Source organism: Arthrobacter sp. zg-Y40, from assembly GCF_020731535.1.
GTDB lineage: Bacteria > Actinomycetota > Actinomycetes > Actinomycetales > Micrococcaceae > Arthrobacter_B.
This window is the reverse complement of the sequence record NZ_JAJFZS010000008.1, coordinates 553,765-577,231: the sequence shown is the minus strand read 5'-3', so window position 1 is coordinate 577,231 and position 23,467 is coordinate 553,765. Positions and strand designations below refer to the sequence as shown.

Annotated in this window: 23 protein-coding genes; 14 read left to right on the top strand and 9 right to left on the bottom strand. The window is 64.2% G+C overall.

Annotated elements, in window-relative coordinates:
* Positions 1-40: 40 nt before the first annotated feature.
* Together yczE and LJ754_RS10070 are read right to left on the bottom strand one after the other, a co-directional pair.
* Positions 41-652: a membrane protein YczE gene (gene yczE / locus LJ754_RS10075; protein ID WP_227911098.1), complete on the bottom strand. Its 612-nt coding sequence runs from the start codon at positions 650-652 to the stop codon at positions 41-43.
* A 62-nt stretch (positions 653-714) separates the two neighbouring features.
* Positions 715-2,121 (bottom strand): MFS transporter, encoded by a 1,407-nt coding sequence (locus tag LJ754_RS10070; RefSeq protein WP_227926461.1) that lies wholly within the window; start codon positions 2,119-2,121, stop codon positions 715-717.
* Between the two features lie 161 nt (positions 2,122-2,282).
* Here LJ754_RS10070 and LJ754_RS10065 point away from each other — a divergent pair, with 161 nt between their 5' ends.
* Positions 2,283-2,777, top strand: coding sequence for a hypothetical protein (locus LJ754_RS10065; RefSeq protein ID WP_227926460.1), 495 nt, complete (start codon positions 2,283-2,285; stop codon positions 2,775-2,777).
* A 15-nt stretch (positions 2,778-2,792) separates the two neighbouring features.
* Positions 2,793-3,830 carry a hypothetical protein gene (locus LJ754_RS10060; protein ID WP_227926459.1) on the top strand — a complete coding sequence of 346 codons (1,038 nt, stop codon included), beginning with the start codon at positions 2,793-2,795 and terminating at the stop codon, positions 3,828-3,830.
* Positions 3,831-3,851: 21 nt separating this feature from the next.
* Here LJ754_RS10060 and LJ754_RS10055 read toward each other — a convergent pair whose 3' ends face one another.
* Both LJ754_RS10055 and LJ754_RS10050 read right to left on the bottom strand, forming a co-directional pair.
* On the bottom strand, positions 3,852-4,751 hold the full coding sequence (locus LJ754_RS10055) for an endo alpha-1,4 polygalactosaminidase (RefSeq protein WP_227926458.1): 900 nt from the start codon (positions 4,749-4,751) through the stop codon (positions 3,852-3,854).
* A complete protein-coding gene (locus LJ754_RS10050; protein WP_227926457.1) occupies positions 4,741-5,310 on the bottom strand; it encodes a TetR/AcrR family transcriptional regulator in 570 nt (189 codons plus the stop codon). Before LJ754_RS10050 ends, LJ754_RS10055 begins: the two co-directional genes overlap by 11 nt.
* Positions 5,311-5,526: 216 nt before the next feature.
* On the opposite strand from LJ754_RS10050, the gene LJ754_RS10045 reads away from it, so the two are divergent.
* The 3 genes from LJ754_RS10045 (at position 5,527) to LJ754_RS10035 (ending at position 7,911) form a co-directional block, all read left to right on the top strand.
* Positions 5,527-6,102 (top strand): hypothetical protein, encoded by a 576-nt coding sequence (locus tag LJ754_RS10045; protein ID WP_227926456.1) that lies wholly within the window; start codon positions 5,527-5,529, stop codon positions 6,100-6,102.
* Entirely contained in the window at positions 6,102-7,541 is a 1,440-nt protein-coding gene (locus LJ754_RS10040; protein WP_227926600.1) for a dihydrolipoyl dehydrogenase family protein, read from the top strand. Before LJ754_RS10045 ends, LJ754_RS10040 begins: the two co-directional genes overlap by 1 nt.
* Before the next feature lie 64 nt (positions 7,542-7,605).
* Positions 7,606-7,911, top strand: coding sequence for an EthD family reductase (locus tag LJ754_RS10035; RefSeq protein ID WP_227911113.1), 306 nt, complete (start codon positions 7,606-7,608; stop codon positions 7,909-7,911).
* Positions 7,912-7,997: 86 nt separating this feature from the next.
* On the opposite strand, the gene LJ754_RS10030 is transcribed toward LJ754_RS10035, so the two are convergent.
* The 5 genes from LJ754_RS10030 to LJ754_RS10010 form a co-directional block, all read right to left on the bottom strand.
* Positions 7,998-8,669: a spherulation-specific family 4 protein gene (locus LJ754_RS10030; RefSeq protein WP_227926455.1), complete on the bottom strand. Its 672-nt coding sequence runs from the start codon at positions 8,667-8,669 to the stop codon at positions 7,998-8,000.
* Complete coding sequence (locus LJ754_RS10025; RefSeq protein ID WP_227926454.1) at positions 8,666-9,991, bottom strand: hypothetical protein; 1,326 nt, start codon at positions 9,989-9,991, stop codon at positions 8,666-8,668. The genes LJ754_RS10030 and LJ754_RS10025 overlap by 4 nt, the downstream gene beginning before the upstream one ends.
* Positions 9,988-11,631 (bottom strand): GT4 family glycosyltransferase PelF, encoded by a 1,644-nt coding sequence (pelF, locus tag LJ754_RS10020; protein WP_227926453.1) that lies wholly within the window; start codon positions 11,629-11,631, stop codon positions 9,988-9,990. Before pelF ends, LJ754_RS10025 begins: the two co-directional genes overlap by 4 nt.
* 181 nt (positions 11,632-11,812) lie before the next feature.
* Positions 11,813-12,997: an RNA polymerase sigma factor gene (locus tag LJ754_RS10015; RefSeq protein WP_227926452.1), complete on the bottom strand. Its 1,185-nt coding sequence runs from the start codon at positions 12,995-12,997 to the stop codon at positions 11,813-11,815.
* A 7-nt stretch (positions 12,998-13,004) separates the two neighbouring features.
* Positions 13,005-13,412 carry a YciI family protein gene (locus LJ754_RS10010; protein WP_227926451.1) on the bottom strand — a complete coding sequence of 136 codons (408 nt, stop codon included), beginning with the start codon at positions 13,410-13,412 and terminating at the stop codon, positions 13,005-13,007.
* A 266-nt stretch (positions 13,413-13,678) separates the two neighbouring features.
* Here LJ754_RS10010 and LJ754_RS10005 point away from each other — a divergent pair, with 266 nt between their 5' ends.
* The 9 genes from LJ754_RS10005 (at position 13,679) to LJ754_RS09965 (ending at position 23,464) form a co-directional block, all read left to right on the top strand.
* Positions 13,679-14,926: an MFS transporter gene (locus LJ754_RS10005; protein ID WP_227926450.1), complete on the top strand. Its 1,248-nt coding sequence runs from the start codon at positions 13,679-13,681 to the stop codon at positions 14,924-14,926.
* Positions 14,927-14,956: 30 nt separating this feature from the next.
* A complete protein-coding gene (mdlC, locus tag LJ754_RS10000) occupies positions 14,957-16,552 on the top strand; it encodes a benzoylformate decarboxylase (protein WP_227926449.1) in 1,596 nt (531 codons plus the stop codon).
* Positions 16,553-16,894: 342 nt separating this feature from the next.
* Positions 16,895-18,259 carry a hypothetical protein gene (locus LJ754_RS09995; RefSeq protein ID WP_227926448.1) on the top strand — a complete coding sequence of 455 codons (1,365 nt, stop codon included), beginning with the start codon at positions 16,895-16,897 and terminating at the stop codon, positions 18,257-18,259.
* Positions 18,256-18,831 (top strand): hypothetical protein, encoded by a 576-nt coding sequence (locus LJ754_RS09990; RefSeq protein ID WP_227926447.1) that lies wholly within the window; start codon positions 18,256-18,258, stop codon positions 18,829-18,831. The genes LJ754_RS09995 and LJ754_RS09990 overlap by 4 nt, the downstream gene beginning before the upstream one ends.
* Complete coding sequence (locus LJ754_RS09985; RefSeq protein WP_227926446.1) at positions 18,828-20,756, top strand: hypothetical protein; 1,929 nt, start codon at positions 18,828-18,830, stop codon at positions 20,754-20,756. Before LJ754_RS09990 ends, LJ754_RS09985 begins: the two co-directional genes overlap by 4 nt.
* A 145-nt stretch (positions 20,757-20,901) precedes the next feature.
* Positions 20,902-21,165, top strand: coding sequence for a phosphoribosyl-ATP diphosphatase (locus tag LJ754_RS09980; protein WP_227902106.1), 264 nt, complete (start codon positions 20,902-20,904; stop codon positions 21,163-21,165).
* An 83-nt stretch (positions 21,166-21,248) separates the two neighbouring features.
* Complete coding sequence (gene hisG / locus LJ754_RS09975) at positions 21,249-22,091, top strand: ATP phosphoribosyltransferase (RefSeq protein ID WP_227926445.1); 843 nt, start codon at positions 21,249-21,251, stop codon at positions 22,089-22,091.
* An 11-nt stretch (positions 22,092-22,102) separates the two neighbouring features.
* Positions 22,103-22,873, top strand: a complete 771-nt coding sequence (hisF, locus tag LJ754_RS09970; protein WP_227911130.1) for an imidazole glycerol phosphate synthase subunit HisF — start codon at positions 22,103-22,105, stop codon at positions 22,871-22,873.
* 105 nt (positions 22,874-22,978) lie between these two features.
* A complete protein-coding gene (locus LJ754_RS09965; RefSeq protein ID WP_227926444.1) occupies positions 22,979-23,464 on the top strand; it encodes a GNAT family N-acetyltransferase in 486 nt (161 codons plus the stop codon).
* Positions 23,465-23,467 lie beyond the last annotated feature (3 nt).

The window sequence follows — 23,467 nt, the reverse complement described above, 5'->3', positions numbered from 1 at the left end:
AGAGGCCGCCAGCCGGCAGCCAGAGCCCGCAGACCTGCCCCTAACCAGCAGCCGGACCGGAGCGGCGTTCCGGTACGTTCAGCAGCGGCAGCGTCCGGTTGACCATGGGCCCGATCAGGATGGCGAAAGCCACCGTACCGATGCCCACCGTGCCGCCCAGGAACCAGCCGACCACCAGGACAATGACCTCTATGCCGGTGCGGACCACCCAGACCGGCCATCCCAGGCGGCGGTGCAGGCCGGTCATGAGTCCGTCGCGGGGGCCTGGTCCCATCCGGGCCCCGATGTAAAGGCCGGTGGCTACCGCCAGCAGCACGAGGCCGCCGGTGAACAGGAGTATCTCGCCGGGCAGTTCAGTCTGCGGGTCCAGCAGCAGCAGCCCGACCTCCGCGCTTGGCCCTACCGCCAGCGTGTTCACCACGGTGCCGACCCCGGGCCGCTGGCGCAACGGGATCCACAGCAGCAGGACGCCGATGCCGATCAGGTTGGCAACCAGGCCGAAAGGCAGCCCGGACTGCAGCGACGTGCCCTGCCCCAGGACATCCCACGGAGAAACGCCCAGCCCGGCGCGGATCATCATGCTGATCGAAAAGCCGTAACAGAACACGCCTATCAGCAGCTGCAGCACGCGGCGCACAAAGTTCCAGGACATAGAGGAAAGCGAACCCTAAAAAGGGCGCGGGACCAAACCGATCCCACTGTGTGTCGTCCCGCTCAGCTCTGCGGGCTGCTGCCGGGGGGTTCCTGGCCGCTCGGACCCACCGAAGCGCTCTTCGGATTCCGGATTCCCAGCAACGCGATCACGGCGGCAGCAAAGAACAGCCCCGCCGTCGCCAGCGCCGTTTGCCGGAAGCCGGCATATCCCAGCGCACCGCCCGAAATGGTGCCCACCAAAGCCACGGCCACCAGCCCGGCCACCCGGGACACGGCGTTGTTCACGGCCGAACCGATTCCGGCCTCCTCACCGCGCAGCGCGCCGAGCACTGCCGCGGTCAGCGGAGCGACCATCACGCTGAGCCCGACGCCGAAGAGCAGCAACCCGGGCAGCAGCTCGGTGAGCAGGTTCACGGGCGGCTGTACGGTAAGCAGCAGCAGGAATCCGGCACCGCAGATTGCCGGACCGGCCGTCATAAAAAGCCGCGGTCCGTACCGGCCGGAGAGCTTCCCGAAGTAGGTGGAGAACAGCAGCATGGCCACCGGCAGGGGCAGCGAAATGAACCCGGCCTCAATGGCACTGAACCCGGCAGCCTCCTGCACAAAGACCGTCACCGCAAAGGAGCCGAGCGAGATGGCCCCGTACGCTGCGGCGGTCACCAGGTTCCCGTAACGGAAGTTCCGGGCCCGGAACAGGGACAACGGCATCATGGGCGCCGGGGCGCGTGCCTCGCGCAGGAAAAAGAGCACCAGCGCCGCGGTGCCTGCAACCAGGGGTACGACGACGGCGGGATCGGCCCAGCCGATACGTTCCTGTTCGATGAGGGCATAGACGGGACCGGCGAGGCCGGCCACGGCCAGCAGCGCACCGGGAAGATCCAGCGAAGTGCGGCGCAGCCGGCCGGTGTTCTGCAGTTTGGAAGTGAGCAGGAGCGTTGCCGTCACCGGCAGAACGTTCACCGCGAAAATCCAGCGCCAGCTGGCCCAGTCCACCAGCACTCCGCCCAGCAGCGGGCCGATGATGGCGGCGGTACCGGTCCACGCCGTCCACTGGCCGATGGCACGGGCGCGCGCCTCGTCCCGGTACGCCGTCGTAATCAGTGCAAGGGATCCGGGGACCAGGAGGGCGCCGGCCATGCCCTGGACTGCACGGGCGATGATCAGTACTGCGGGGCTCCACGCCAGCGCGCACGCCAGGGATGCGGCGCCGAATCCGAGCAGCCCGAGCCGCAGGATCCGCAGCCGGCCGAAGGTGTCCGAAAGGGAACCGGCCAGCAGGATCAGCGCACCGAGGGTCAGCAGATATGCGTTGACGGTCCACTGCTGCGTGACCAGCCCGCCGCCGAGCTCTGTACCGATGGCGGGCAAAGCCACGGTGACGATGGAACCGTCGAGGAAGGCAACGAAAGAGGAGAGGATCGCCACGGCCAGGAGGCGGGTGTTCCTGTTGGCTTTCGTACCGGGCATACGGCCTCCGTTCGACGTTGCAGCGCCGCGCACTTCCCGGGACAGCCTAGCCCGGGATGCTGCGGAACGGCACCGGATAACTCCATTGGAAATGCTGTTAGGGTTGTGTCCGCTCCCGGGAAACCCACGTGCGCCGGGCAAATGGGGGAAGGTATATAAGCGTGTCTGAAAATGGAAAGATTACCGCAGCGCAGCCGAGCGAAAAGCTAATTCCAAAGGTAGGAAACACCAACTGGTTGGCGGCGCTCATCGTGGCACCGCTAGCGGTCATGGTGGGAGCCGGCATTGGTGGAGATAATTCCTCAGGTGATGCAGCCGATGCCTGGGCCGTGGTTGCCATGTCCATGGCGCCCGTATTCCTGGTGACCATGGTCATTTTCATTGTTAAGATATCCGCCCTGCGCGGCAAGGTTTCCGCTGCGGCTTACCGGATAGGTGAATCCCTGAGCCGGGATTACGGCATCACTGTCACCAAACCTAAAACGCTTATCCTCCAGCACAATTCGAAACCCCTGTTGAATCCGCACCTCATTCCCGCGGTGGACGCGTATGGCCGGCCGGTCACGATCTCCATCAGTGCCGATCCCACCGGCTCCCGGGTGATCCCCACGTTCGTTGACGCGGCCGGGTTGCCCGTCCAAACGCACACCCCGTAAGCGAAAGGTCTCGGCATGCCATTAACCCGGCGGAAGTCCGCCGTTGTCCCCAGTGAACGCCTGATTCCGCAGATCGCGAATGTGTGGGGCGCGCTGGCCTGGGCGTTCCTGCCCGCACCAGTGGTGCTGTTAATCGGCTGGTCAATCAGCGGCGCGCTGGGCAGCGGTGATGAGCTGGTGGACGCCCTCGGTGTGGCAGCCATGTTCCTGGGGTTTGCCAACTTCCTCCGCATAGTGATGTCCAACCGGCGCAAGGTCGCCGCTGCCGCTTACGGAATTGCCGTAAACCTGCACCGGGACTACGGCATCGCAGTGCACCGCCGGGTCGCCCTGGTTCTTATGAACACGGCGAGCTGCAAACTGCAGCCGGATGCCTTTGATGCCGTCGACGAGAACGGGCGGGCACTCTTCATGAAACTGGGCCTGGATACGACCGGTACAAATGTTGTCCCCACCATTATTCTTATCGACGGAAAGTCGACCGGCGAGCAGGGGTATACCCCGGAAAAGGCTCGGCCGGCGGTTATGCCGGATCTTCCAACCCGTTTAGCTGAAAGGTTTTACAACATGACTGAAAAGACCGTTTCTGCCGAACCCGGCGAAAACCTCATCCCTAAAGTACCCAACCTGAACTGGCTGCTGTTCGCCATGGTTGCCGTGATTGCAGGCGCTGTAGTGACCGGCATAGCCATGGATGGAAGCACGGGAGGCATGGTGGATTTCCTGATGATCCTGATGCTGGCGATGCTCCTCGCATTTGTTGTCCTGTTCATTATTCTGATGGTCAAGTCCGTACAGGTTCGGGGCAAGGTGGCCGCGGCCAGTTACCGGCTCGGGGAATCATTGGTACGGGACTACGGCATTACCGTCACCAAACCCAAGCAGCTCATCCTGCATGACAAGGCCAAGCCCCGGATCACTCCGTACACCCTGGCCGCCACGGACACCTACGGACGGCAGCTGACCCTCACCGTGAGTACCGACCCCACGGGAACCCGCATTGTCCCGACCGTTGATTCCGTGGACGGCCAGCCGGTACAAACCGCGCTTTAACTCTTGGAGCGGGAGCGGCCGTCAGCAGGGCTGTCTGGGCGCCCCGAGGTCCAGGGGCTTGAGCATTGAAGAGAATCCCCGCTGCCGGGACCCGGGGCAGAAGTCCAACGTGCCTTCGTATTCGACGTGCAGCACCGCCTTGCCGGCGTCGGTGAAGGGCTGGTACGCCTCGCACTCCGCGTACCGGACGCATTCCTCGTTGACCGCGAAATCGAAATCGTCGACCAGCGCGGGAATCTGGTCCAGGTCATTCTTCAGGGCCACGGACAGTCCGCGGTCGTGGGCCAGGCCGGCAACGGCACGGTTGTACGCCAGCTGGTCCTCGGCAGTCAGCGGGAAGCCGGTGTCGTTGCGGTAGCCGTCCACGTTGTCGGGTTCGACGGCGTTGAACCCCTTGGCTGCGCAGGTATCCATGCGGGCCGCCATGATCGGCAGCAGCACGTCCGTTTGCCGGATGTCCAGCCACTGTTCGTCCGGCCAGCCGTCCATCGTTTTTCCGCGGACCGTGTCCGGAAAGTTGCCGGCATCGGGACGGAAATCCTCCCGGGAGCCGACGGACAAATAGCAGACCAGGTGGCGGCCCTTCGCCTTCAGCGCCGCGGTTTGCTCAACCGTGGTGGTTTCGTAGTCCACGTCGAAAATGTCTGCGTCAACATCCAGGTCCAGGCTGCCGCTGAGCTGCCACTGCCAGCTGGCTCCCGGCGACGGCGCCCAGTACGACGACGGGACAGATGACGACGCCGCCGACGCCGCCCCGGCCGGCGCTGGCGCGGTGGGCGCGGAACCGGAGGACGCGCCGTCGTCGGAAGTGCAGCCGGCGAGGCTGCCGGAGAGAAGTACCGCACCGGCGATTACGACGGCGCAGGCCGCCCTGGTCCGGGCCGGCCCGGCCCGGCGGGTGGTCCAGGCCTCAGCCGGCACTGATAACCGCGCGGCAGCTGCGTAGGAACGATGCGGCCAGCGCTTCGCCGTCGTCGAGGTACCCGGCGACCATCGCCCCGTCGCGCAGCAGCATCAGATCTTCGGCAACGGCCTTGGGATCGGCGGGGGAGAGAGGGCGGACAATTTCCGCAAAGGCGTCCTTGCACCAGGCGCGGTGCTCACTGACGGTTTTCCGGACGGCGCTGGCGGGGTCCGGATATTCAGCAGCAGCATTGATGAACGGGCACCCCCGGAAACCCGCTTCGCAGGACATCTTGCCCAGCTGGTCGGCGATGAGCTGGAGTGTCCTGTCGGCGTCGCCGTCCGCGTGTTCCATGGCCGCGCCGATTCCCTCCCGCTCAATCCGGGCCCTCAGTTCCAGATGGGCGACCACCAAGTCATCTTTGCTCTTGAAATGCCGGTAGAAAGTCACCTTTGTGGTGCCGGTCCGGGCAATGACCTTTTCAACGCTGACGGAACGCAAGCCATCGGCATAGAACAGCTCGGTGGCGGCCTCGATGAGGCGATCCCTCATCGATACCTTCACAGTCTCCGCCATGAGTTTTCCTTCCGTTGCCCTTGTGCCGCTCCGTGATCAAGACTACAGTCCTTCGAAGTAGAGTGACTAGTCATTCTACCAACGGTTCCATCAGTCGTACCGGCGGACCTTCCTGCGGGAAGCACCCGTCGGACCGGCGCGGCCGCTATCGAGGTCGAGGTGTCCCCTGACCCATCAAGAGACACCCCTTCGAACCCCACAACAGAACGGAACACCATGACCACCGCCAACGCACACCCCGCCACCGCACACCCCGCCGGCACCGTCGGACCGGCCCTTCGGAAGCTGTACTTCGTCCGCTTCGGATTCGCCGTCCTCTGGGCAGTCCTCATTGCGCTGACGGCCACCACCATCGGCCCGCTCAGCATCGCACTGCTCATCCTTTACCCGCTGTTCGACGTCGGGGCAGCCGTCGTCGACCACCGCGCCTCCCGAGCCACCCGGCCGGGACCACTGCTCGTCGTCAACATGGCGCTCAGCCTCCTGACCGCTGTTGCGCTCGGTTTCGCCGTCACCTCCGGACCGGCCGCAGTCCTGGTTGTCTGGGGCGCCTGGGCCATCACCGCGGGTGCGGTCCAACTCGTCGTAGCCATTAGCCGTCTGCGGTTGGGCGGGCAGTGGCCCATGATCCTCAGCGGCGGCATCTCCACTCTTGCGGGCACCGGGTTCATCCTGATGTCGGGCGGACCCTCGTCATCCCTCACCGGCGTCGCCGGGTACGCAACTCTCGGCGGCATCTTCTTCCTGCTCTCCGCGATCCGGCTGGGACGCACCGCCAAGGCGGGCGCATGATGGCCGGGACTAGTACGGACGTCATCATCATTGGCGCCGGACCGGTCGGGGAAAATGTAGCCGACCGCATCGTCTCCGGCGGGCTGAGCGCCGTAATCGTGGAAGCCGAGCTGGTCGGCGGAGAATGCTCCTACTGGGCGTGCATGCCTACCAAAGCGCTGCTCCGGGACGCCGCCGCGCTCCGTGCCGTCCGGCAGCTGCCCGGTGCCGCCGCGGCGGTGACTGGGGGACTCGACGTCGACGCCGTGCTGGAGCGTCGTGACCGGTTTGCCTCGGACTGGAACGATGATGGCCAGGTTGCCTGGCTCCGCCAGGCCGGCATGGGGCTTGTCCGGGGCCGGGGGCGTATCAGCGCCCCGCGGACCGTCGAAGTCACCGGCGGGGACGGTACCGTCAGTACTATTACGGCCCGGCACGCCGTCGTCGTCGCCACGGGCACCAGCGCGGCCGTTCCGCCGATTCCGGGACTGGCGGACGCTGCTCCCTGGACCAGCAGAGAGGCCGTGTCGGTGAAGAAAATTCCGGAACGGCTTGCCATCATCGGAGGCGGTGTTGTTGGCACGGAAATGGCAACCGCCTTCAGCGCATTGGGCGCGTTCGTGACGCTGATTGCGCGCGACGGCGTACTCCCCAGGGTGGAGCCGTATGCCGCCGAGCACGTCGTTGCGTCCCTTCAGAGCAGCGGCGTACAGGTAATGGCGGGAACAAGCCCCACCGGGGTCACACGGGATCCCAGTGGAACCGTGCAGATCACCCTGGCGGGCGGCGAGGTCATCAGTGCGGACGAGGTCCTTGTTGCCACGGGGCGCCGGCCCAACACCGGCAATCTCGGACTTGAACAATTCGGACTCCCGGACTCCGGCTGGCTGGAGGTCGATGAGACCCTGCGGGTGACCGCTCCCGGGGGCCACGTGCCCGACGGCGGGTGGCTATACGCCGCGGGAGACGTCAACGGCCGGGCGCTGCTCACCCACCAGGGCAAGTACCAGGCCCGTGCGGCGGGGGACGTGATCGTGGCACGGGCAACCGGCGCCCCGGTTGAGGACTTCGCATGGGGGCGCCATGCAGCCACCGCCGATCTCCTGGCCGTTCCGCAGGTCATCTTCACTGACCCGGAGATCGCCTCCGCCGGACTCACCCTGGCCGCGGCCGCCGACGCCGGACTGCGGGTCCGTTCTGTGGAGTACGACCTGGGTTCCGTTGCCGGCGCATCCCTGCATGCCGACGGTTATGCCGGCCGCGCAGGCATTGTCATCAACGAGGACACCAACACCATTGTCGGGTTCACCGCCGTCGGATCCGACGTGGCAGAGCTGGTGCACGCCGCGACCATCGCCATCGCCGGAGAAGTACCTCTAGACCGGCTCTGGCATGCGGTGCCGGCCTATCCGACGATGAGCGAGCTCTGGCTTCGGCTGCTGGAAATCGCAGGACGGTAGACAACCGCCCGGCCCGCCCGCAAACTTCCGCCATCACCACAACCACCCCACGAAAGGAAAGAACATGCCCACGAAGATCACCTTCATCATCGACAACCCCGCCGACCCCGGAGCCTTCGAGTCCGCCTACAAAAGCATTGAAGGCAACGCAAAGCAGCTTCCGAAGCTGCGCCGGTACGAGGCCGGGAAGGTTTGGCCCAAGGAAGACGGCTCGCCCACGCCGGCCCACCGGACCCTGGACCTGTATTTCGACAGTTATGAGGATGCCTCTGCAGCCGTGAAGACCGCTGCGGCTGCCGATACGTTCGGGCAGTTGACCGCCACGGGCACACCGTTCAGGGCGCTGTTCTCCGACGTATCGGAAGGCTAGGCGTCGAAGGAGGCTGGACATCCAAGAAAGCCGGACAGCGAAGAAAGGTGAGGAGTCCCCGTGAGGCCGGGAGCAATGTCCCGGCCTCACGGGGACTTTGTCTTGGCCAGGCGCGCGGAAACATTCGCCGGCGGCCCCAGCCACGGGTTGGGCATGGAACGGTCCGTGACAAAGGCATGCCCGGCACCGCGGTGGCCCGCTGCCAAACGGATGCCGGCGATCCGGGCCGGGTCACAGCTGTGCACCAGGTGCCAGAGCCGCGCCGGAGGCACGTTCTGTGCCCAGGCGGGGTGACGGAAGCGGGAGTAATCTTCCGCGGTTCCCTCGAACACCGAGGTCACATTGAACAGCCGCACGTGTCCCGGCGTCGGAAAGACTCCGGGGTTCGCAGCGAGGAACCGGATGCCGGCAGCCCGGGCCGACGCCGCATACACGGTGCACCGGCCAAGGCTGCCCGATCCGGAGGGAAGTTCGTCGAACATAATCCCGTCCAGGCCGTAGATTCGCTGCCAGGCAAGCACGTCCAGGGCGACGTCCGCCGGCGGGCGCTGGCCGTAGTTAACCGCGACGTACCCCAGGAGCCGGGTGGATCCCAGTCCGGCAATCGCTTCCGGATAGTAGGCATCGTCTTCTCCGCCGGGTCCGTTGTGGACGTTGACGACGGCGAAGGAGACGTTTTGTCCGGCCAGCCACGCCCATTCCCGGGGCCCTTCCGCCGGGTGGATGTACCACGGCAGCGCCAGTCGGGGTGCCCTCACGCGTAGGTCCGCGGATCCGCCACGAGCGCCAGCAGGACCACGATTCCCGCAAGCAGGAAAGCTGCGGCCGCCAGGATGCCGGCTCCGCTGCTGACCAGCAGCCACAATGCGGCCGCAAGGCAGGCAGCAGCGGCAAACAGCACACCGCGCCGGGGCTGTCCGAACGCGCTCAGGGCCGTGGAGATAGTGGCCAGGGCGCTGAAGATGGCGGCTACCACCACCGTGGCGGCCGCCCTGTTGTCCTCCACCAGGAAGAGGACCACCACGGAGGACACCGCTGCCGAGATCACCACAATCGTGGCGGAGATGGCCAGGGTCAGCAGCCAGGCGTTCCACGCTGCGTTCCGAAGCAGCGGTGTCCGCTGGGAGGACCACTGGAGCCGCTGGCGCATCAGTACCAGCGCGGGATCGGTGGCGGCGGCAGCAACGACGGTGGCCGCCACCAACGCGGTGCCTTCCCACGCGGGCAACCGGGTCAGGGCCAAGGTCAGGGCTGCCGCAAGGAAGCCGGCCTGGGCGGCGGGGGCGACGGCGCTTCTGCCGTCTTCCCATCGGGGCCGGCGGCCCTCCGGGTTGGAGCGGAGATGGATGGCGAGCAATGCCGTTACTGCCGCCACCACCAGCAAGGCGGTGCCGGGCACAATGACGGCCGCGGCAGTGGAACGGAGCGCCAGCATGGTCGCCACAATCGAGACGGCACACGCCAGGACCGTCAGCAGGAACCAGGAGCGGCCCAGGATCACGAGCATGGAAACAACACAGGAGTACCAGCACCAAACCATCAGAAGTGCGGCCATGGTGGCATCATGGCCGGGAAGGATCAGGGAGACCCCCACGTAGCAGGCGAGGGCGGCCATGATCAGCAGAGTTGCCCCGGTGCCGCGGGCGACGCCGCGTTTCAGCTGCCCGGCGCCGGCATAGGTCCAGACAATCCCGGAGACGGCCTGCCCGATGATCCACGCGCCGATGCCGGCTACGAGGACCTCCCTGGTGTTGGCGGCAAGGACCGTAGCGGTGAGACCGCCCAGCACTGCCCCCAAGATGAGGACAATGGCCCGCCGGACGGATTGGAGCAGGTCGTCCCGTCCGAGCCATGGCTCGGCGGTTGCCTGCGTGGTGCCGCGTTCCTGCACCAGGGAGGAAGCGTAGTCGAACACGTCCTTCGCTCCATGGCGCTGGCGCACGGTGCGGTCACTGAGCCCGGACGCTTCCAGCCGAGCCGTGATCTCAAAGGTGTCCACGGCGTCGTAGGCCATCAGGTTGTTCTCAAGTTTCGGGACGGCTGAACCCGCTGCGGGCACAATGACAGTGTCGGCGCTCATGCGGACAACCGCTGGGACGCGTCACGGAGTGCGGGAACCGCGGGTGCCGGTGCGCCGTGGGCTCCGGTAGCCGTGCCGGGCCGGAAACCGGCAGCCGGGGGGTGCTCGAACAGCCGCCCGTCCCGGGTGGCAGCATAGGCCTCCCGGTAGCGGCCCAGGCACCGGTCCAACGTGAACTCGGCCAGGGCACGGCGTCGTGCGGCCGCCCCCATGTCCGCCCGGAGCCGGTCATTGGAGAGCAGGGTGATGCAAGCGTCCGCGAACGCGGCGGGCTCGCGGGCGGGCACCAGCATGCCGGTGGTCCGCTCTTCGTCCAGGCATTCCGCTACGCCCCCGACGTCGGTGTTGACGGTGGCGCGGCCGCACATCATGGACTCGATGAGGGTAAAGGGCAGGCCTTCGGACACGCTGGACAGTGCCACCACGTGGCCGGCTTCAATGGCCGGGCGGCTGCCCTTGCTGGGACCTTCCCAGTGCACCGCGTCGGTGACACCGAGGCTGGCGGCCAGTTCCAGCAGGCCCGCCTTGTAGGCGTGGTTTTCCGTTGGCGTGGGCCCGAAAAGCCGCAGTTGGGCCGTGGGCACCTGCTGACGCACCAGTGCGAAGGCCGAGATGAGGGTTTCCAGGTCCTTCAGCGGATCGATCCGTCCCACAAAGCTGATGGTGGGCAGCTCCGGTTCGGAGGTGACCGGCAGGAACGTTTCCGGGTCTACGCCGTTGGGGATGGTGTGGATCCGTTCGGGGAGGGCGCCGAGGCGGCGCTCCCAGCGGGCGTTGAACTGGTTGACCGGGAGGACCATGTGCGCCCGGGCCACAACCACCTGGCACAGCCGGCGCAGGAACGCCGTGACCGCGCGCCGCACGGGCCAGGAGAAGTTGGCACCGTGCAGGGCGAGGTACCGCTCCCTCAGGTACACGCCGTGTTCGGTCAGGAGGATGGGAGTGCCGTGCCGCCAGGAGTGGGCCAGGGCGACCAGTGAGGAGGGGCCGTTGCTGGAGGCATGGATGACGTCGGCCCCCGCCGGCCGCTGGTCAACCAGGGCCAGGGCGCGGTCAACGATGCTGGCTGCCATCACGGCGTCCGCCACGGACATGGGCGGCTCGCCGGCGCTGACCAGGTGCCGCGTCCAGGCTGCCAGGATAGGCGCCACGGAACCCCGGGTAGCCAGGGCATGGGCCAGGCCGATCCGGTTGCTGATGGCCACCAGGTTGCGCAGTGCCTCGTCCGTCCGGGCCACGGCGTCCGCGTCGTCGGACCCGAGTGCGGCGTCCCACAGCAGGGCGAGTTCGCCCTGCGTGCGGTCAATCCATTCCTTGCGCCGGGATCCGGGCCGCAGCGGGGCCGCAGGGGGTCCCCAGACGGGGATGATCCTCAGGGAGCGGACATTTTCGGGGAGCTTCCAGACGGGACGGTCGGCACCGCTTCCGGTCAGGGCAAAGATTTCGAAGTCGTGGTCCGGCATTCCCGTGATCAGCTGGTTGCACCACGTGCTGACCCCTCCGGTGACTACCGGGTAGGTGCCCTCCGTGACGAGCGCTATCTTCAGCGGTTTGTCCCGGATCCGTTTCGGCACAGCCGGAACGGCAGTGGATCCGTGGACCTGGGCGGAACGGCAGAACCCCGTGACTGAACTAAACATTTTCGAGACCTCAATTAGCGATGGACGACATCGATATCAGTGAATACGAGGTAGTCAGACGGGACACGCGTAACCGTTACTCGCTTCGATCAGATGCTTCGAGGTAGGGGTGTTGAAGAATTTTCCGAAAATTTGGCATACATTGCGGGTCTCTTGCGGCTGCCCTTTCCCGGGCGTTCAGCTATCGGACAGCGTGCAGCCGGGCCGCCTGCCGGGCCAGGTGCTCGCGTTCGGCCAGGTTCGGCGCGGCCAGGGCGGCCTCGGCGTACAGCCGTGCGGCCGTGCCGGCGTCACCGTCGCGCTCATGCAGGTAGGCCAGCGCGGCGGTGCGCCGGGGGAGTGCGGGATCCAGTTCCGCCAGCGCGGCCAGCCCGGCGCGCGGTCCGTCCGCCTCCCCGACGGCGACGGCGCGGTTCAGCCGGGCTACCGGACTGCCGGTGAGCCGGACCAGTTCGTCATACCAAGACACGATCTGCGGCCAGTCGGTCTCCCCGGCCGTCTGTGCATCGGCGTGCAGGGCGGCGACGGCGGCCTGCGCCTGGTATTCGCCCAGCCGGTCCGCAGCCAGTGCCCGCTGCAGGATCGCCACTCCTTCGGCAATCAGGCCGGTGTCCCAGCGGCTACGGTCCTGCTCGGCCAGCGGCACCAGCCGCCCGGCGCCGTCCGTCCGAGCCGGGCGGCGGGCGTGGTGGAGCAGCGTCAGGGCCAGCAGCCCGTGGACTTCGGGATGGTTGATGCCGGCGGCCAGCTGCCGGGTGAGGCGGATGGCTTCGGCAGCCAGGTCCACGTTCCCGGAGTAGCCCTCGTTGAACACCAGATACAGGGTCCGCAGCACGGTGGCCACGTTGCCGGGGGAGCCGAACCGGACTGTGTTCAACCCGACCCCGGCAACGGTGCGTTTGGCCCGGCTGATCCGCTGCGCCATGGTTGCCTCGCCCACCAGATACGCGGCGGCGATCTGCCGGGTGGTCAGCCCGCCGACCGCGTGAAGGGTCAGCGCCACGGCCGACGACGGCGACAGGGACGGGTGCGCGCAAAGGAAATACAGCTGCAGCGTGTCATCGGTTTTACCGGAGGGCCCGGGCGGAGGTTCCGCGTCAACGGTGAGTTCACGACGTCGGCGGGAAGTGTCCGCGCGGGTCGCGTCCAGGAACTTCCGCCAGGCGGCGGTGACCAGCCAGGCTTTCGGGTCCCGCGGCGGGTTCTGGGGCCAGGCGCGCAGGGCTTCGATCAGGGCGTCCTGCACCGCGTCCTCGGCCGCCGCGAAGTCGGCTCCGCGGCGGACGAGGACGGCTATGACCTGCGGGGTGAGCGTGCGGACCAGCTGCTCATCCACGGTGCCGGGCCCCACGGTGCTGCCCTCCACAACCGGCCTATTCCGTGATGGTGATGGGCGAGCCCAGGAACGGGCGCAATTCAATCCATTCCTGCAGTGGCTTCCCGCCCGCGGCGGGAGCGGCGGACAATTCTCCGGCGAGTTCGACGGCGCGGTCATAGTCGTCCACATCAATCACCATCCAACCGGCAATCAGGTCCTTGGTTTCCGCGAACGGACCGTCGGTCACCGGCGGCCGGCCCTCGCCGTCGTACCGCACGAAGGTGCCCTCCGGTGCAACGGCCTGGCCGTCAATGTATTCGCCGCGGGCCTGCAGCCGGTCGGCGAAGTCCTGCATGAACTGCATGTGGTCCGATACTTCCTCCGGTGTCCACTGGTCCATCGGCACGTCATTGATGGGTGCCGGTGCACCGCGGTAATGCTTGAGCAACAGATACTTGGCCATGACTTATCTCCTTGGTCTCCGGGGATGGTCGAATCGCTGCAACACGGCCATTGTGGCCGCATTCACTCCGGGGACGGGACAGTGTCCGGAATTTCGACATTTCTGCGGGAGCGTTCGCCTGCGCCGCAACCGGAAACAAATTTTCGTCTTCACCTAGTGCTCCCCGGCCGGGGGTTCCACACTTGTGTCGACACGGACTTTCAGTTCTCCTTTCATGCAGCTCTCCTTTCTTACAGCGGTGGCCATCTCGAACAAGGAAGTTCATCATGAAGGTTTCGCGAAAATGGATTGTGATCCTCTGCTGGCTCACCGTGGTCTTCGAGGGATTCGACCTGGTGGCCCTGGGTGCCTCCATTCCCACCCTGCTGGACACCAGGCATGCCGGTATTGATGCGGGCGGAGCCACCTTCGTGGCCACCATTTCGCTGGTGGGTGTGGGGATCGGCGCTGCGCTGAGCGGGCCCATCTCGGACCGCTTCGGCCGCCGCCTGCCGCTCATCGCGTGCGTAGTGGTGTTCTCCGTCTTCACCCTGATCTTCCCGCTGATGCCCACCGTTGCCCTGATGGGGCTGCTGCGCTTCCTGGCCGGACTGGGGCTGGGCGGGTGCATGCCGGTGGCGGTGACCATCATGCAGGAAACCGCCCGCGCCAACGGCAAGGCCCAGTCCAGCACGCTCACCATGACCGGCTACCACGTAGGCGCCGTGGCCGCGTCGGTTACGGCCTTGCTGGTGGGGCAGCGGTGGGAATGGCTCTTTTATACCGGCGGGATCCTCGGCCTGCTCGCCTCCCTGCTGCTGTGGGCCAAACTGCCCGAAACCTCTCCCGTGATCGAGGCGCGCAAATCCGCGGACACGGAAGTCCCGAAGGTGCATGTCCGGGACGTGCTCCGCGGGCGGTACGTGCGCATCACCCTGGGGCTCTGGGTTGCTGCCTTTATGGGCCTGCTGCTGGTTTACGGATTGAACACCTGGCTGCCGCAGCTGATGCGTGAGGCCGGCTACGCCGTCGCCGATTCGCTGGTGCTGCTGCTGGTCCTGAACCTGGGCGCGATCGCCGGCCTGCTGGTGGGCGGCGGCGTTGCCGACCGGCGCGGGGTGAAGGGAACCACCATGTTCTGGTTCGGTGCCGCGGCCGTGCTGCTGGCGGTGCTGAGCATCCGGATCCAGGACCAGCTGCTGCTGAACGGCGTGGTGTTCGTGACCGGTTTCTTTGTCTTCTGCGCCCAGGTGCTCGTCTACGGGTTTGTGGGCTACCTGTACCCGCGGCATATCGTCGCCTCCGGGATGGGCTTCGTGTCCGGTGTCGGTCGGCTGGGGGCCATTGCCGGGCCGTGGATCACCGGTTTGCTGGTGGTTGCCGGGATCGCCTATCCGTTCGGGTTCTACGTCTTCGCGGCAGCGGCCGTGCTGGGCGTAGCGGCGGTGGCCGTCATCCCGCGGCCGCGGGAGTCCACGCCGGAGGCAGCGGACTCGGTACCTCCGGGGTCCGGCAAACCGGTGCCGCTGGGCTGACCGAACGGACCCGGGGGACAGGAGGAAGAGATGACCACCATTCGCGAGGCCACCTACGACCTCTTGCGCCGGCACGGGCTGACCACGATTTTCGGCAACCCGGGCTCCAACGAACTGCCGTTCCTGGCCGGCATGCCGGAGGACTTCCGCTACATCCTGGGCCTGCACGAGGGCGTGGTGGCGGGCATGGCCGACGGCTATGCGCAGGCCACGCGCCGGCCGGCGCTGGTGAACCTGCACGCGGCGTCGGGGACCGGCAATGCCATGGGCGCGCTGACTAATGCCTGGTACGCGCACACGCCGCTGGTGATTACCGCCGGTCAGCAGGTCCGCTCCACCATCGGCCAGGAGGTGATGCTCTCCAATATCGACGCCGTGTCCCTGCCGCGCCCGCTGGTGAAGTGGAGCGCGGAACCGGCGTCGGCGCGCGACGTCGTCCGCACCATGGGGCAGGCCATTCATACTGCGGTCCTGGAACCGGCCGGACCGGTGTATGTGTCCATTCCCTACGACGACTGGGCGTACGAAACCGGGCCCGAGGAGGCACACCTGGGGGAGCGCACGGTCGAGACGGCGGGGGCGTTGTCCGATGGCCAACTGGCGGACCTGGTGGCAGCTCTGGATGCCGCCGTCAATCCCGTGCTCGTGCTGGGGCCCGACGTCGATTCCGCGCGGGGCAACGACGACGCCGTCCGGCTGGCCGAGCGTCTGGGCGCGCCGGTGTGGGTGGCACCCTCGGCGTCCCGGTGCCCGTTCCCGACTACGCATGCTGCTTTCCGCGGGGTGCTGCCCGCCAGCGTCGCCGGAATTGCCGGGTTGCTCTCCGGGCACGACCTGATACTGGTGGTGGGGGCTCCGGTGTTCCGCTACCACCAGTACGAACCGGGGGAGTACCTGCCCGACGGCGCGGCCCTGCTGCACATTACCTGCGACCCGGGCGAAGCCGCCCGCGCACCGATGGGACGGGCGGTGGTGGCGTCGATCGGTCCGGCGCTGGCGAGGCTTGCCGACGCGGTGGCACTCCGCGGAATCTCGGTGCAGCCGCGTCCGGCGGCTCCTGCGGTGTCCAGCGCCGCCGAGCCGGGCGGCAGGATGGCACCGGAAGCCGTCTTCGACGTCGTGAACGACTTGGCTCCGGAGGACACTATTTACGTCAACGAGGCCACCGCCACGGTGACCGCTTTCTGGGACCGGATCCAGATGCGCCATCCCGGGAGCTACTACTTTCCGGCCTCCGGCGGTCTCGGCTTCGGCATGCCGGCCGCCGTGGGCGTCCAACTGGCCGAGCCTGGACGCCGGGTGATTGCGTTTATCGGCGACGGTTCCGCCAACTACGGCATCACCGCCCTATGGACAGCCGCCCAGCATGGGATCCCGGTGGTATTCATCATCCTGAACAACGGCACATACGGCGCTCTCCGCGGCTTTGCCGCCAAACTCGATGCCCTGGACGCACCCGGGCTCGACGTCCCGGGCATCGACTTCGTCTCGCTTGCCGAAGGGTACGGAGTGGAGTCGGGCTTGGCCAAGTCCGAGGCTGAGCTCCGCGACCAGGTCGCCAAGGCTTTGGCTTCCAACCGGCCGACCCTCGTCGACGTCCGGATTGGTACGGTGTCTCCGTTCTAGCGTCGAGTTAAGGGGGTGTGTACGCTCCGCTTCAAGCAATATCCCACGATAACCGAGGGGCCTTCACGGGAGACCTATGACGTAACGATGCCGGCCCTGCTCCTGGAGAGGTGCACGAAACAGTGGCAGATTTCCGTTGTGAGGATCACCAATGGTGCTGAGTCGCCAGTGGTTTGGTCATTTGGCAGTCTATTCACTGGTACTTCCTGCAGTTATGTTGATCTACGCCTCGTGCAACCAAGAGATACAAGAGAAATTGTCATACTATTACTTACGTCGCGTGGACAGAGCGGTTTAGCAACTGGCGATTGATGGGTCCGGAAGTTGGGTGGGGGATGCTCAGTGAGCACTATTGATGTGTTACTTGGTTCAGAGACTCTTGATGATGCCGGGGCTCGAACCGCCGATTTATACGATTGGCAGGCCGCTATGGCAGCGGCGGAGGGTATGGCCGCCCTTAACCAGCATTTCGTCGGCACGGGAGAGTTTGCTGACCTTAAAGGAGTCCGAATCGTGTGCGAAGTACACGAGGATTGGATTCTACAAATCGGGTCCGCGGTCGAACTTGTTTCGGCTAAACACCGAGAGCAAAGCACAGGACCTTTTCTGAGCATCGCCGTACTTGTAGACGCCGGTGGGCTCGGACATCTGTTCGAGCGCTGGTTGAACCTCGGCAAAAATGTGGCTGTCCGGCTCGTCTCCTGTGCAGCCGTTGCTCCAGATGTGGGCAAAGCCTTGGCTGATTGCACAAGGCTTCTGCGCCGAAAGGCGGACGGCGACGCTCTGACGACCAGCGAAGCCGACCTATTGGGTAGCCACATCCAGACCTTTGGGCAAGCGATAATGATGTATCGTAAAAATCTGCCGTCTGCTTGGCAAGCCCCTCTTAAAACGAGATCCCGACAATTAGTGGTACCCGATGACTTAGCTGAGACGGTCGGTCAATTTATTCTGGTTCTAACGATCGACTCGAACCGACCGAACCGGGAGCTAGTCCACCACTCCGCGCCCAGCCTTTACGCACTTCCGCTCCTCCGGAACATGGGTATTCAGTCCGCCTCTACAGCAGTCGCAGTATGGTACGCAGTTCTAGCCGTGTTCCGTGTTCGGATGCGTGCTAGAGGCCCGAGGGCCAATGGTAATCTCCCGGACCTAGGTGGCGTAGCGAACCAAGGGTCTTTCCCAACCAGCCTGTTCGAGGAACGAATAGTAACCCTGGAAGACGTCCTGACCGCCGTAAATACAGCGATCAACAACCCGTCAGCGTATACGCCGATTCCAACTCATACCCGGATTACTCAGCTGGGTGTAAAGATGGCGCAAGGAGGGTGCTCAGATACGAGCATCGAACTGGCCGAACGTTTGAAACTTGACTATTCCAGGTACCGGAGAGAACGCAGAAACAGTGTGCCAGGAGCAAGGGCCGAGGAGCGGGTGTTGGAGAATAGACTGCTTCGGATCGCTGACCGAGAAACCACAAGAGTTCGTGTGCCCGGCGAGACTTATGGTGACAAACTCTGGTCTGCACTTTCTGAGCGATTGGACGACGCGACCAAAGCAGAAGAGCGTGCGGGTCTCGAGGGCGATATAGCGCTTGGGGGAATCTGCGACCTGACCTCTCGGTGCTTGGTGTGGTTCGGGCCAAGATTTGACGTTAAAGCTGCGGTCGCCGCCGCTAAAAGCATACGAACTGGCGGAATCACTTGATCACGGAAAGCGTCGTCTCTGAACATCTGGAGGCCTTGCGCGTCGATCTTGCCTACCACCAAACGAGGGTCCTGCTTTTGGTGACAGCTGTTGCCAGCGAGGCAGGGCACAGCCGAAAACTTGATGGATTGACAAAGCTGGCAAAGCTAGATTTCCTTACAAGATATCCTGCGCTTGCGCCCAATGTTCTTGAAGCGCTGGATGCTGATGATTCTAGGCTCCACATCGAAAACGGTGGGGAGCTGTCCCCCACAGATGTTGAGGCACCTATGGTCCGATACAAGTACGGGCCGTGGGACGACCGGTACTACCCGATCATTGGGGCTCTCGTTGGACGAGGTTTATTGCGATATGCCAAAGGGCGAAGAGGCAGTCTGGCTCTCATTCCGACGTCCTTTGGAAGGAAGGTTGCAGTCGGAATCGGGGATACCAACGAGTGGGCTGATGTAAACGACCGGTGTCATGCAATCGCCCAAACATCAGTAGGTTTAAGCGGAACGAAGCTTAAGGACCTTATATACGCCAACCTAGCTTCGTTGATGGATCGCCCGTACAGAGAGCTAATTAAATGACGACCATATTTCGTATAGACGCGCTTCGGATACAAACGAGTGGTGGACCGGTCGAATACCGGTTTCCGGAGAATATGACGGTCTTGTCGGGCCACGTGGGCGTCGGGAAAAGCACCTTATTTGAGTTGATAAAGTTTTCACTTGGTGGTCACGGTTTATTAGCCGGTATTGTACGTTCTGACGTCTCTGCTGTGGCGGTTGAGGTGTCCGTTGGAACGAGCCATTATGTGCTGACGAGAGACATCCAGCCCGGTCGATCAAATATCGTAACGGTGTTCGATTGTGATAACAAGTCATTCCTCCAAGATCACTATGTCGAAAAAGAAGAACCCGCCCTAAACACGTTTCTGTTACAAGCCCTAGGTATACCTGACGATATGCGTGCAGCTTCCAGGTCGGCGGGAAGTACAAACCAAGGCGCCCGAATAAGCTTCTACGATCTGTTCAAGTACATGTATGTTTCACAGGCCGATATAAATGAAGAGATAGCCGGCAGTGCCGACAGCTATTATCAACCCAAACGCAAAGCGGTTTTTGAAGTTCTCTTCGCACTCACGAACCCCGAATTGCTGGAGCTGCGTTCTGAGGTTGCTCGCACTCGGGGCGAGTGGGAGAAGGCCAAGAATGACCACTCGGTGGTGGTGCAATTTCTGGCTGACAGCAATACGCCTACTAAGGACGCGGCACAGAAACAGTTGTCCGCTGCAAAAGAGCAAAAACGGCTTGCTGCAAGGGAGCTCAATTCTTACCAAGAGGCTGTCGTTCCCGTTAGTGATCGAGAGACATTAACCCTTCGCGATTTGCTGGGCGACTCAGAACGCAGTGCTGCTGAAGCGCGGAACTACTTGCGGTTTCTGTCCCAGCAAAGAGCCGACTTCGTTCGGGAACGTAGTCTCATTGCACAAGACATTGGCCGAATACGAAGCATGAAACTGGCGGGAGAGCGGCTTGCACAAATAGAATTTGTAACATGTCCTCGCTGCATGCAATCTGTTCGCGATAGGAGCGCTCCAATTCACACCTGTCGATTGTGTCTTCAATCGGAGCCAGTCCCCGCGACTCCCCGGGAAACGGATGCTGACACCTACGAGATCCTCCACCTCCGCGGGCAAATCGATGAAATCGGTGGTCAGATAGAAGCTCTCGACGCGGATATCCAAGCTACACGCTCCTCTCTTGAAAGTCGCGAGCGGCTTTTGGTCGAGTTGGCTATTAAAATTGATAAGCGCACGAGTGAACGTATTACTCCGAGGTTGCAGGGATTCGCAGATGCTACTGGTAATTTAGCTATAGCAAACACACTTAGCCAGGAATTAGAGAGGTCCCTAGAGCAGTGGGACCGCGTGGATGACTTGCAGTCATTCGCGGACGTTTTAGAAGCGAAGAAGTTGGAACTGTCCATAAGTTTGCAAGCGGCAGAACAGGAACTCGCAACTCGGCACCAAGAGGTCTTTGATGAGCTAGATAGGAGGTTTTTCGCCATCACGGCCGCGATACGTATTCCTGGGGTCGCTACGGCCAAAATTGACCGCCGATCATACCTGCCGGTGCTCAACGGAAAACGTTTCGATGCTTTTAGTCCTGTTGGCGGTGTGCGTACAGCGATCCAAATCGCGTATTGGGTTACGCTTATGGCGGTAGCTCTCGAAAGGGAAGACACTTGTTATCCGGCCTTCCTCCTCATTGACAGTCCGAGGACTTCTTTGAATGATGACGAGGATCTTTCTAAAGCCCTTTACCGGTCAATCGTCGATCTCGTGGGCGTTGCTGGGAACCGACTGCAGGTAATCATAGGTGATAATGAGTTGCCCGTAGAAAATGATGGGCAATATACGGAGATTAATTTTGATTATGAGCACCCCACGATTAGCTCTGTGAAGCACCCGGGACGGGACTCTGTAACGAGAATTGGCGATGCAGATTGATGCGCTGCGTTGCGGCTCCTGTAGAGAGCTTCCCTGCGGGCAAAGACTCAGTATCCGTTCCTGCCGAGATCGCTGGAGAAGGACGGATCTCCTCATCCGTCACTCGATTCCGTCACACACCGCGCCACAGCGTACCCTTGACCATGTGAAAACCTTCGAAGACCTCTTTGCCGAGCTGAGCCAGAAAGTTCAGGACCGCCCCGCCGGGTCACGCACCGTGACCGAATTCGAGTCGGGCGTGCATGGCATCGGCAAGAAGGTTGTTGAGGAGGCCGCCGAAGTGTGGATGGCCGCCGAATACGAATCCGATGCCGAATGCGCCGAAGAAATCTCCCAGCTGCTCTACCACCTCCAGGTCCTGATGCTCGCCAAAGGCCTGACCCTGCAGGACGTCTACAAGCATCTCTAGCCGCGCGCTGACCTTTCAGCGTGTGGCCCGCCGGTTGAACTACTCCTAATTCAGCGACAAAACTTCCAGCGAAAGATGCTCCCATGCTCCGTGTAGCCGTACCCAACAAGGGTGCCCTGTCCGAATCCGCCTCCGCCATGCTCAACGAGGCGGGCTACCGCCAGCGCCGCGACACCCGCGAACTGGTCATGGTGGACCCCGACAACGACGTTGAATTCTTCTTCCTCCGGCCCCGCGACATCGCCGTGTACGTGGGCGCCGGAACGCTCGACGTCGGCCTCACCGGCCGCGACCTGTTCCTGGACGCCCAGGTGGACGCCGAGGAACTGCTGAGCCTCGGCTTCGGCGCCTCCACCTTCCGCTTCGCCGGCCCGGTGGGGGACTTCACCTCTATTGACCAGCTTGAAGGCAAGCGCCTGGCCACCAGCTACGACGGCCTTCTGCGCGCCTACCTGACCGAACGCGGCATCAACGCCTCCGTGGTCCGGCTCGACGGCGCCGTGGAATCCTCCGTACGCCTCGGCGTCGCCGACGCGATTGCCGACGTCGTTGAAACCGGCACCACCCTGCGCGCCGCAGGAATGGAAATCTTCGGCGAACCGATCCTGAAATCCGAAGCCGTACTGATCGGCCGGCCCGGCGCCAACCCCGCCGGCGTCGACGTGCTGATCCGCCGCCTGCGCGGTGTGCTGGTGGCCCGGCAATACGTGATGATGGACTACGACGTCCGCAAGGACCTGGTGGAGCAGGCCGCCGCCCTGACCCCGGGCCTGGAATCGCCCACCGTGTCCCCGCTGCAGAACAGCGACTGGGTTGCCGTCCGCTCCATGATCAAGAAGTCCGAAACCAACCGCATCATGGACGAGCTCTACGACATCGGCGCCCGCGCCATCCTGGTCAGCAGCATCCACGCCTGCCGGATCTAGGGGAGGACACCATGAGTGTTGCCATTCGCGTCATCCCCTGCCTGGACGTCGACGCCGGCCGGGTGGTCAAGGGCATTAACTTCGAAGGCCTGCGCGACGCCGGGGACCCGGTGGAACTCGCGCACCGGTACGACAAGGCCGGCGCCGACGAGCTGACCTTCCTGGACGTCACCGCGTCCTCCGGCAACCGGGACACCACGTTCGACGTCGTCGCGCGCACCGCCGAAGAAGTCTTCATTCCGCTGACCGTCGGCGGGGGAGTGCGCTCCATCGCGGACGTGGACCGGCTACTGCGCTACGGCGCGGACAAGGCCTCCATCAACACCGCCGCCGTCGCCCGCCCGGACGTGATCGACGAGATCACCCGGCACTTCGGCTCTCAGGTGCTGGTGCTCTCCGTGGATGCACGCCGCACGCACGACGGCGCCACGCCGTCGGGCTTTGAGGTCACCACCCACGGCGGGCGCACGGGCACCGGGATCGACGCTGTCGCCTGGGCGAAGGAGGCCGCAGACCGCGGCGTGGGAGAGATCCTGCTGAACTCCATCGACGCCGACGGCACCCGCGAGGGCTTCGACATCGAAATGATCAAGGCCGTCCGCGCCGCCGTGGACGTGCCGCTGATCGCCTCCGGCGGGGCCGGCAAGCCCGAGCACTTCCCGGCCGCCGTGATAGCCGGGGCCGACGCCGTCCTGGCCGCCTCGGTGTTCCACTTCGGCCCGGATGACGCCATCCACCAGGTGAAGCAGGCCATCCGCGACGCCGGGTTCGACGTCCGCTAGCTGCTGCCCCTCACGGCCCCCCGGCCACACCGGCAGGCCCGGCCGTGAGGGCGCGCTGGGCTGCGCTCGGCTATGAACGCAGACGGATGTGGCATGCTTCCGTCCATGACTATGCCAACACGCGTCCGACGCGCCGAAGTAAGCGATCTGCCCTTCATCCTGCGTCAAGAGCGCGAATACATGGAGACCATCGAGCCGCATGCGCTCCTGGGGTGGATGAGCGTTCTCGACCAGAACCTGGAACTCTGGATCGATTGCCTTCCCTCCACGCTCTTCTGCCTTGATGCAGAAGGTCACCCGATCGGGTATGTGATGGGGAGCCTCGACGGCGACACCGCAACACTGGTCTCGATCAGTGTCCTCGGAAGCCATCGCCGCCAAGGACACGGCAGGGTCCTTCTGGACGCGTTCGAGCAGAGCGCCGCTCCCAGCGGAGCCCGCGTTGTGGAACTCGGTGTTTTCCGAAGCAACCAGGCCCATCTGCTGTACCGGGCCGCGGGTTACGAAGCCAGCGGTCAAGACGGTGAGTATGTGCTGTTCAGCAAGACGCTCAGCCCCGTTGCAGGGGATGACCGGGCATTGTTGGGCTGAACG

Coding starts and splice junctions, on each gene's coding strand:
- yczE (WP_227911098.1), bottom strand. CDS start 652: ATGTCCTGGAACTTTGTGCGCCGCGTGCTGCAGCTGCTGATAGGCGTG.
- LJ754_RS10070 (WP_227926461.1), bottom strand. CDS start 2,121: ATGCCCGGTACGAAAGCCAACAGGAACACCCGCCTCCTGGCCGTGGCG.
- LJ754_RS10060 (WP_227926459.1), top strand. CDS start 2,793: ATGCCATTAACCCGGCGGAAGTCCGCCGTTGTCCCCAGTGAACGCCTG.
- LJ754_RS10050 (WP_227926457.1), bottom strand. CDS start 5,310: ATGGCGGAGACTGTGAAGGTATCGATGAGGGATCGCCTCATCGAGGCC.
- LJ754_RS10045 (WP_227926456.1), top strand. CDS start 5,527: ATGACCACCGCCAACGCACACCCCGCCACCGCACACCCCGCCGGCACC.
- LJ754_RS10040 (WP_227926600.1), top strand. CDS start 6,102: ATGGCCGGGACTAGTACGGACGTCATCATCATTGGCGCCGGACCGGTC.
- LJ754_RS10035 (WP_227911113.1), top strand. CDS start 7,606: ATGCCCACGAAGATCACCTTCATCATCGACAACCCCGCCGACCCCGGA.
- LJ754_RS10025 (WP_227926454.1), bottom strand. CDS start 9,991: ATGAGCGCCGACACTGTCATTGTGCCCGCAGCGGGTTCAGCCGTCCCG.
- pelF (WP_227926453.1), bottom strand. CDS start 11,631: ATGTTTAGTTCAGTCACGGGGTTCTGCCGTTCCGCCCAGGTCCACGGA.
- LJ754_RS10010 (WP_227926451.1), bottom strand. CDS start 13,412: ATGGCCAAGTATCTGTTGCTCAAGCATTACCGCGGTGCACCGGCACCC.
- LJ754_RS10005 (WP_227926450.1), top strand. CDS start 13,679: ATGAAGGTTTCGCGAAAATGGATTGTGATCCTCTGCTGGCTCACCGTG.
- mdlC (WP_227926449.1), top strand. CDS start 14,957: ATGACCACCATTCGCGAGGCCACCTACGACCTCTTGCGCCGGCACGGG.
- LJ754_RS09985 (WP_227926446.1), top strand. CDS start 18,828: ATGACGACCATATTTCGTATAGACGCGCTTCGGATACAAACGAGTGGT.
- hisG (WP_227926445.1), top strand. CDS start 21,249: ATGCTCCGTGTAGCCGTACCCAACAAGGGTGCCCTGTCCGAATCCGCC.
- hisF (WP_227911130.1), top strand. CDS start 22,103: ATGAGTGTTGCCATTCGCGTCATCCCCTGCCTGGACGTCGACGCCGGC.
- LJ754_RS09965 (WP_227926444.1), top strand. CDS start 22,979: ATGACTATGCCAACACGCGTCCGACGCGCCGAAGTAAGCGATCTGCCC.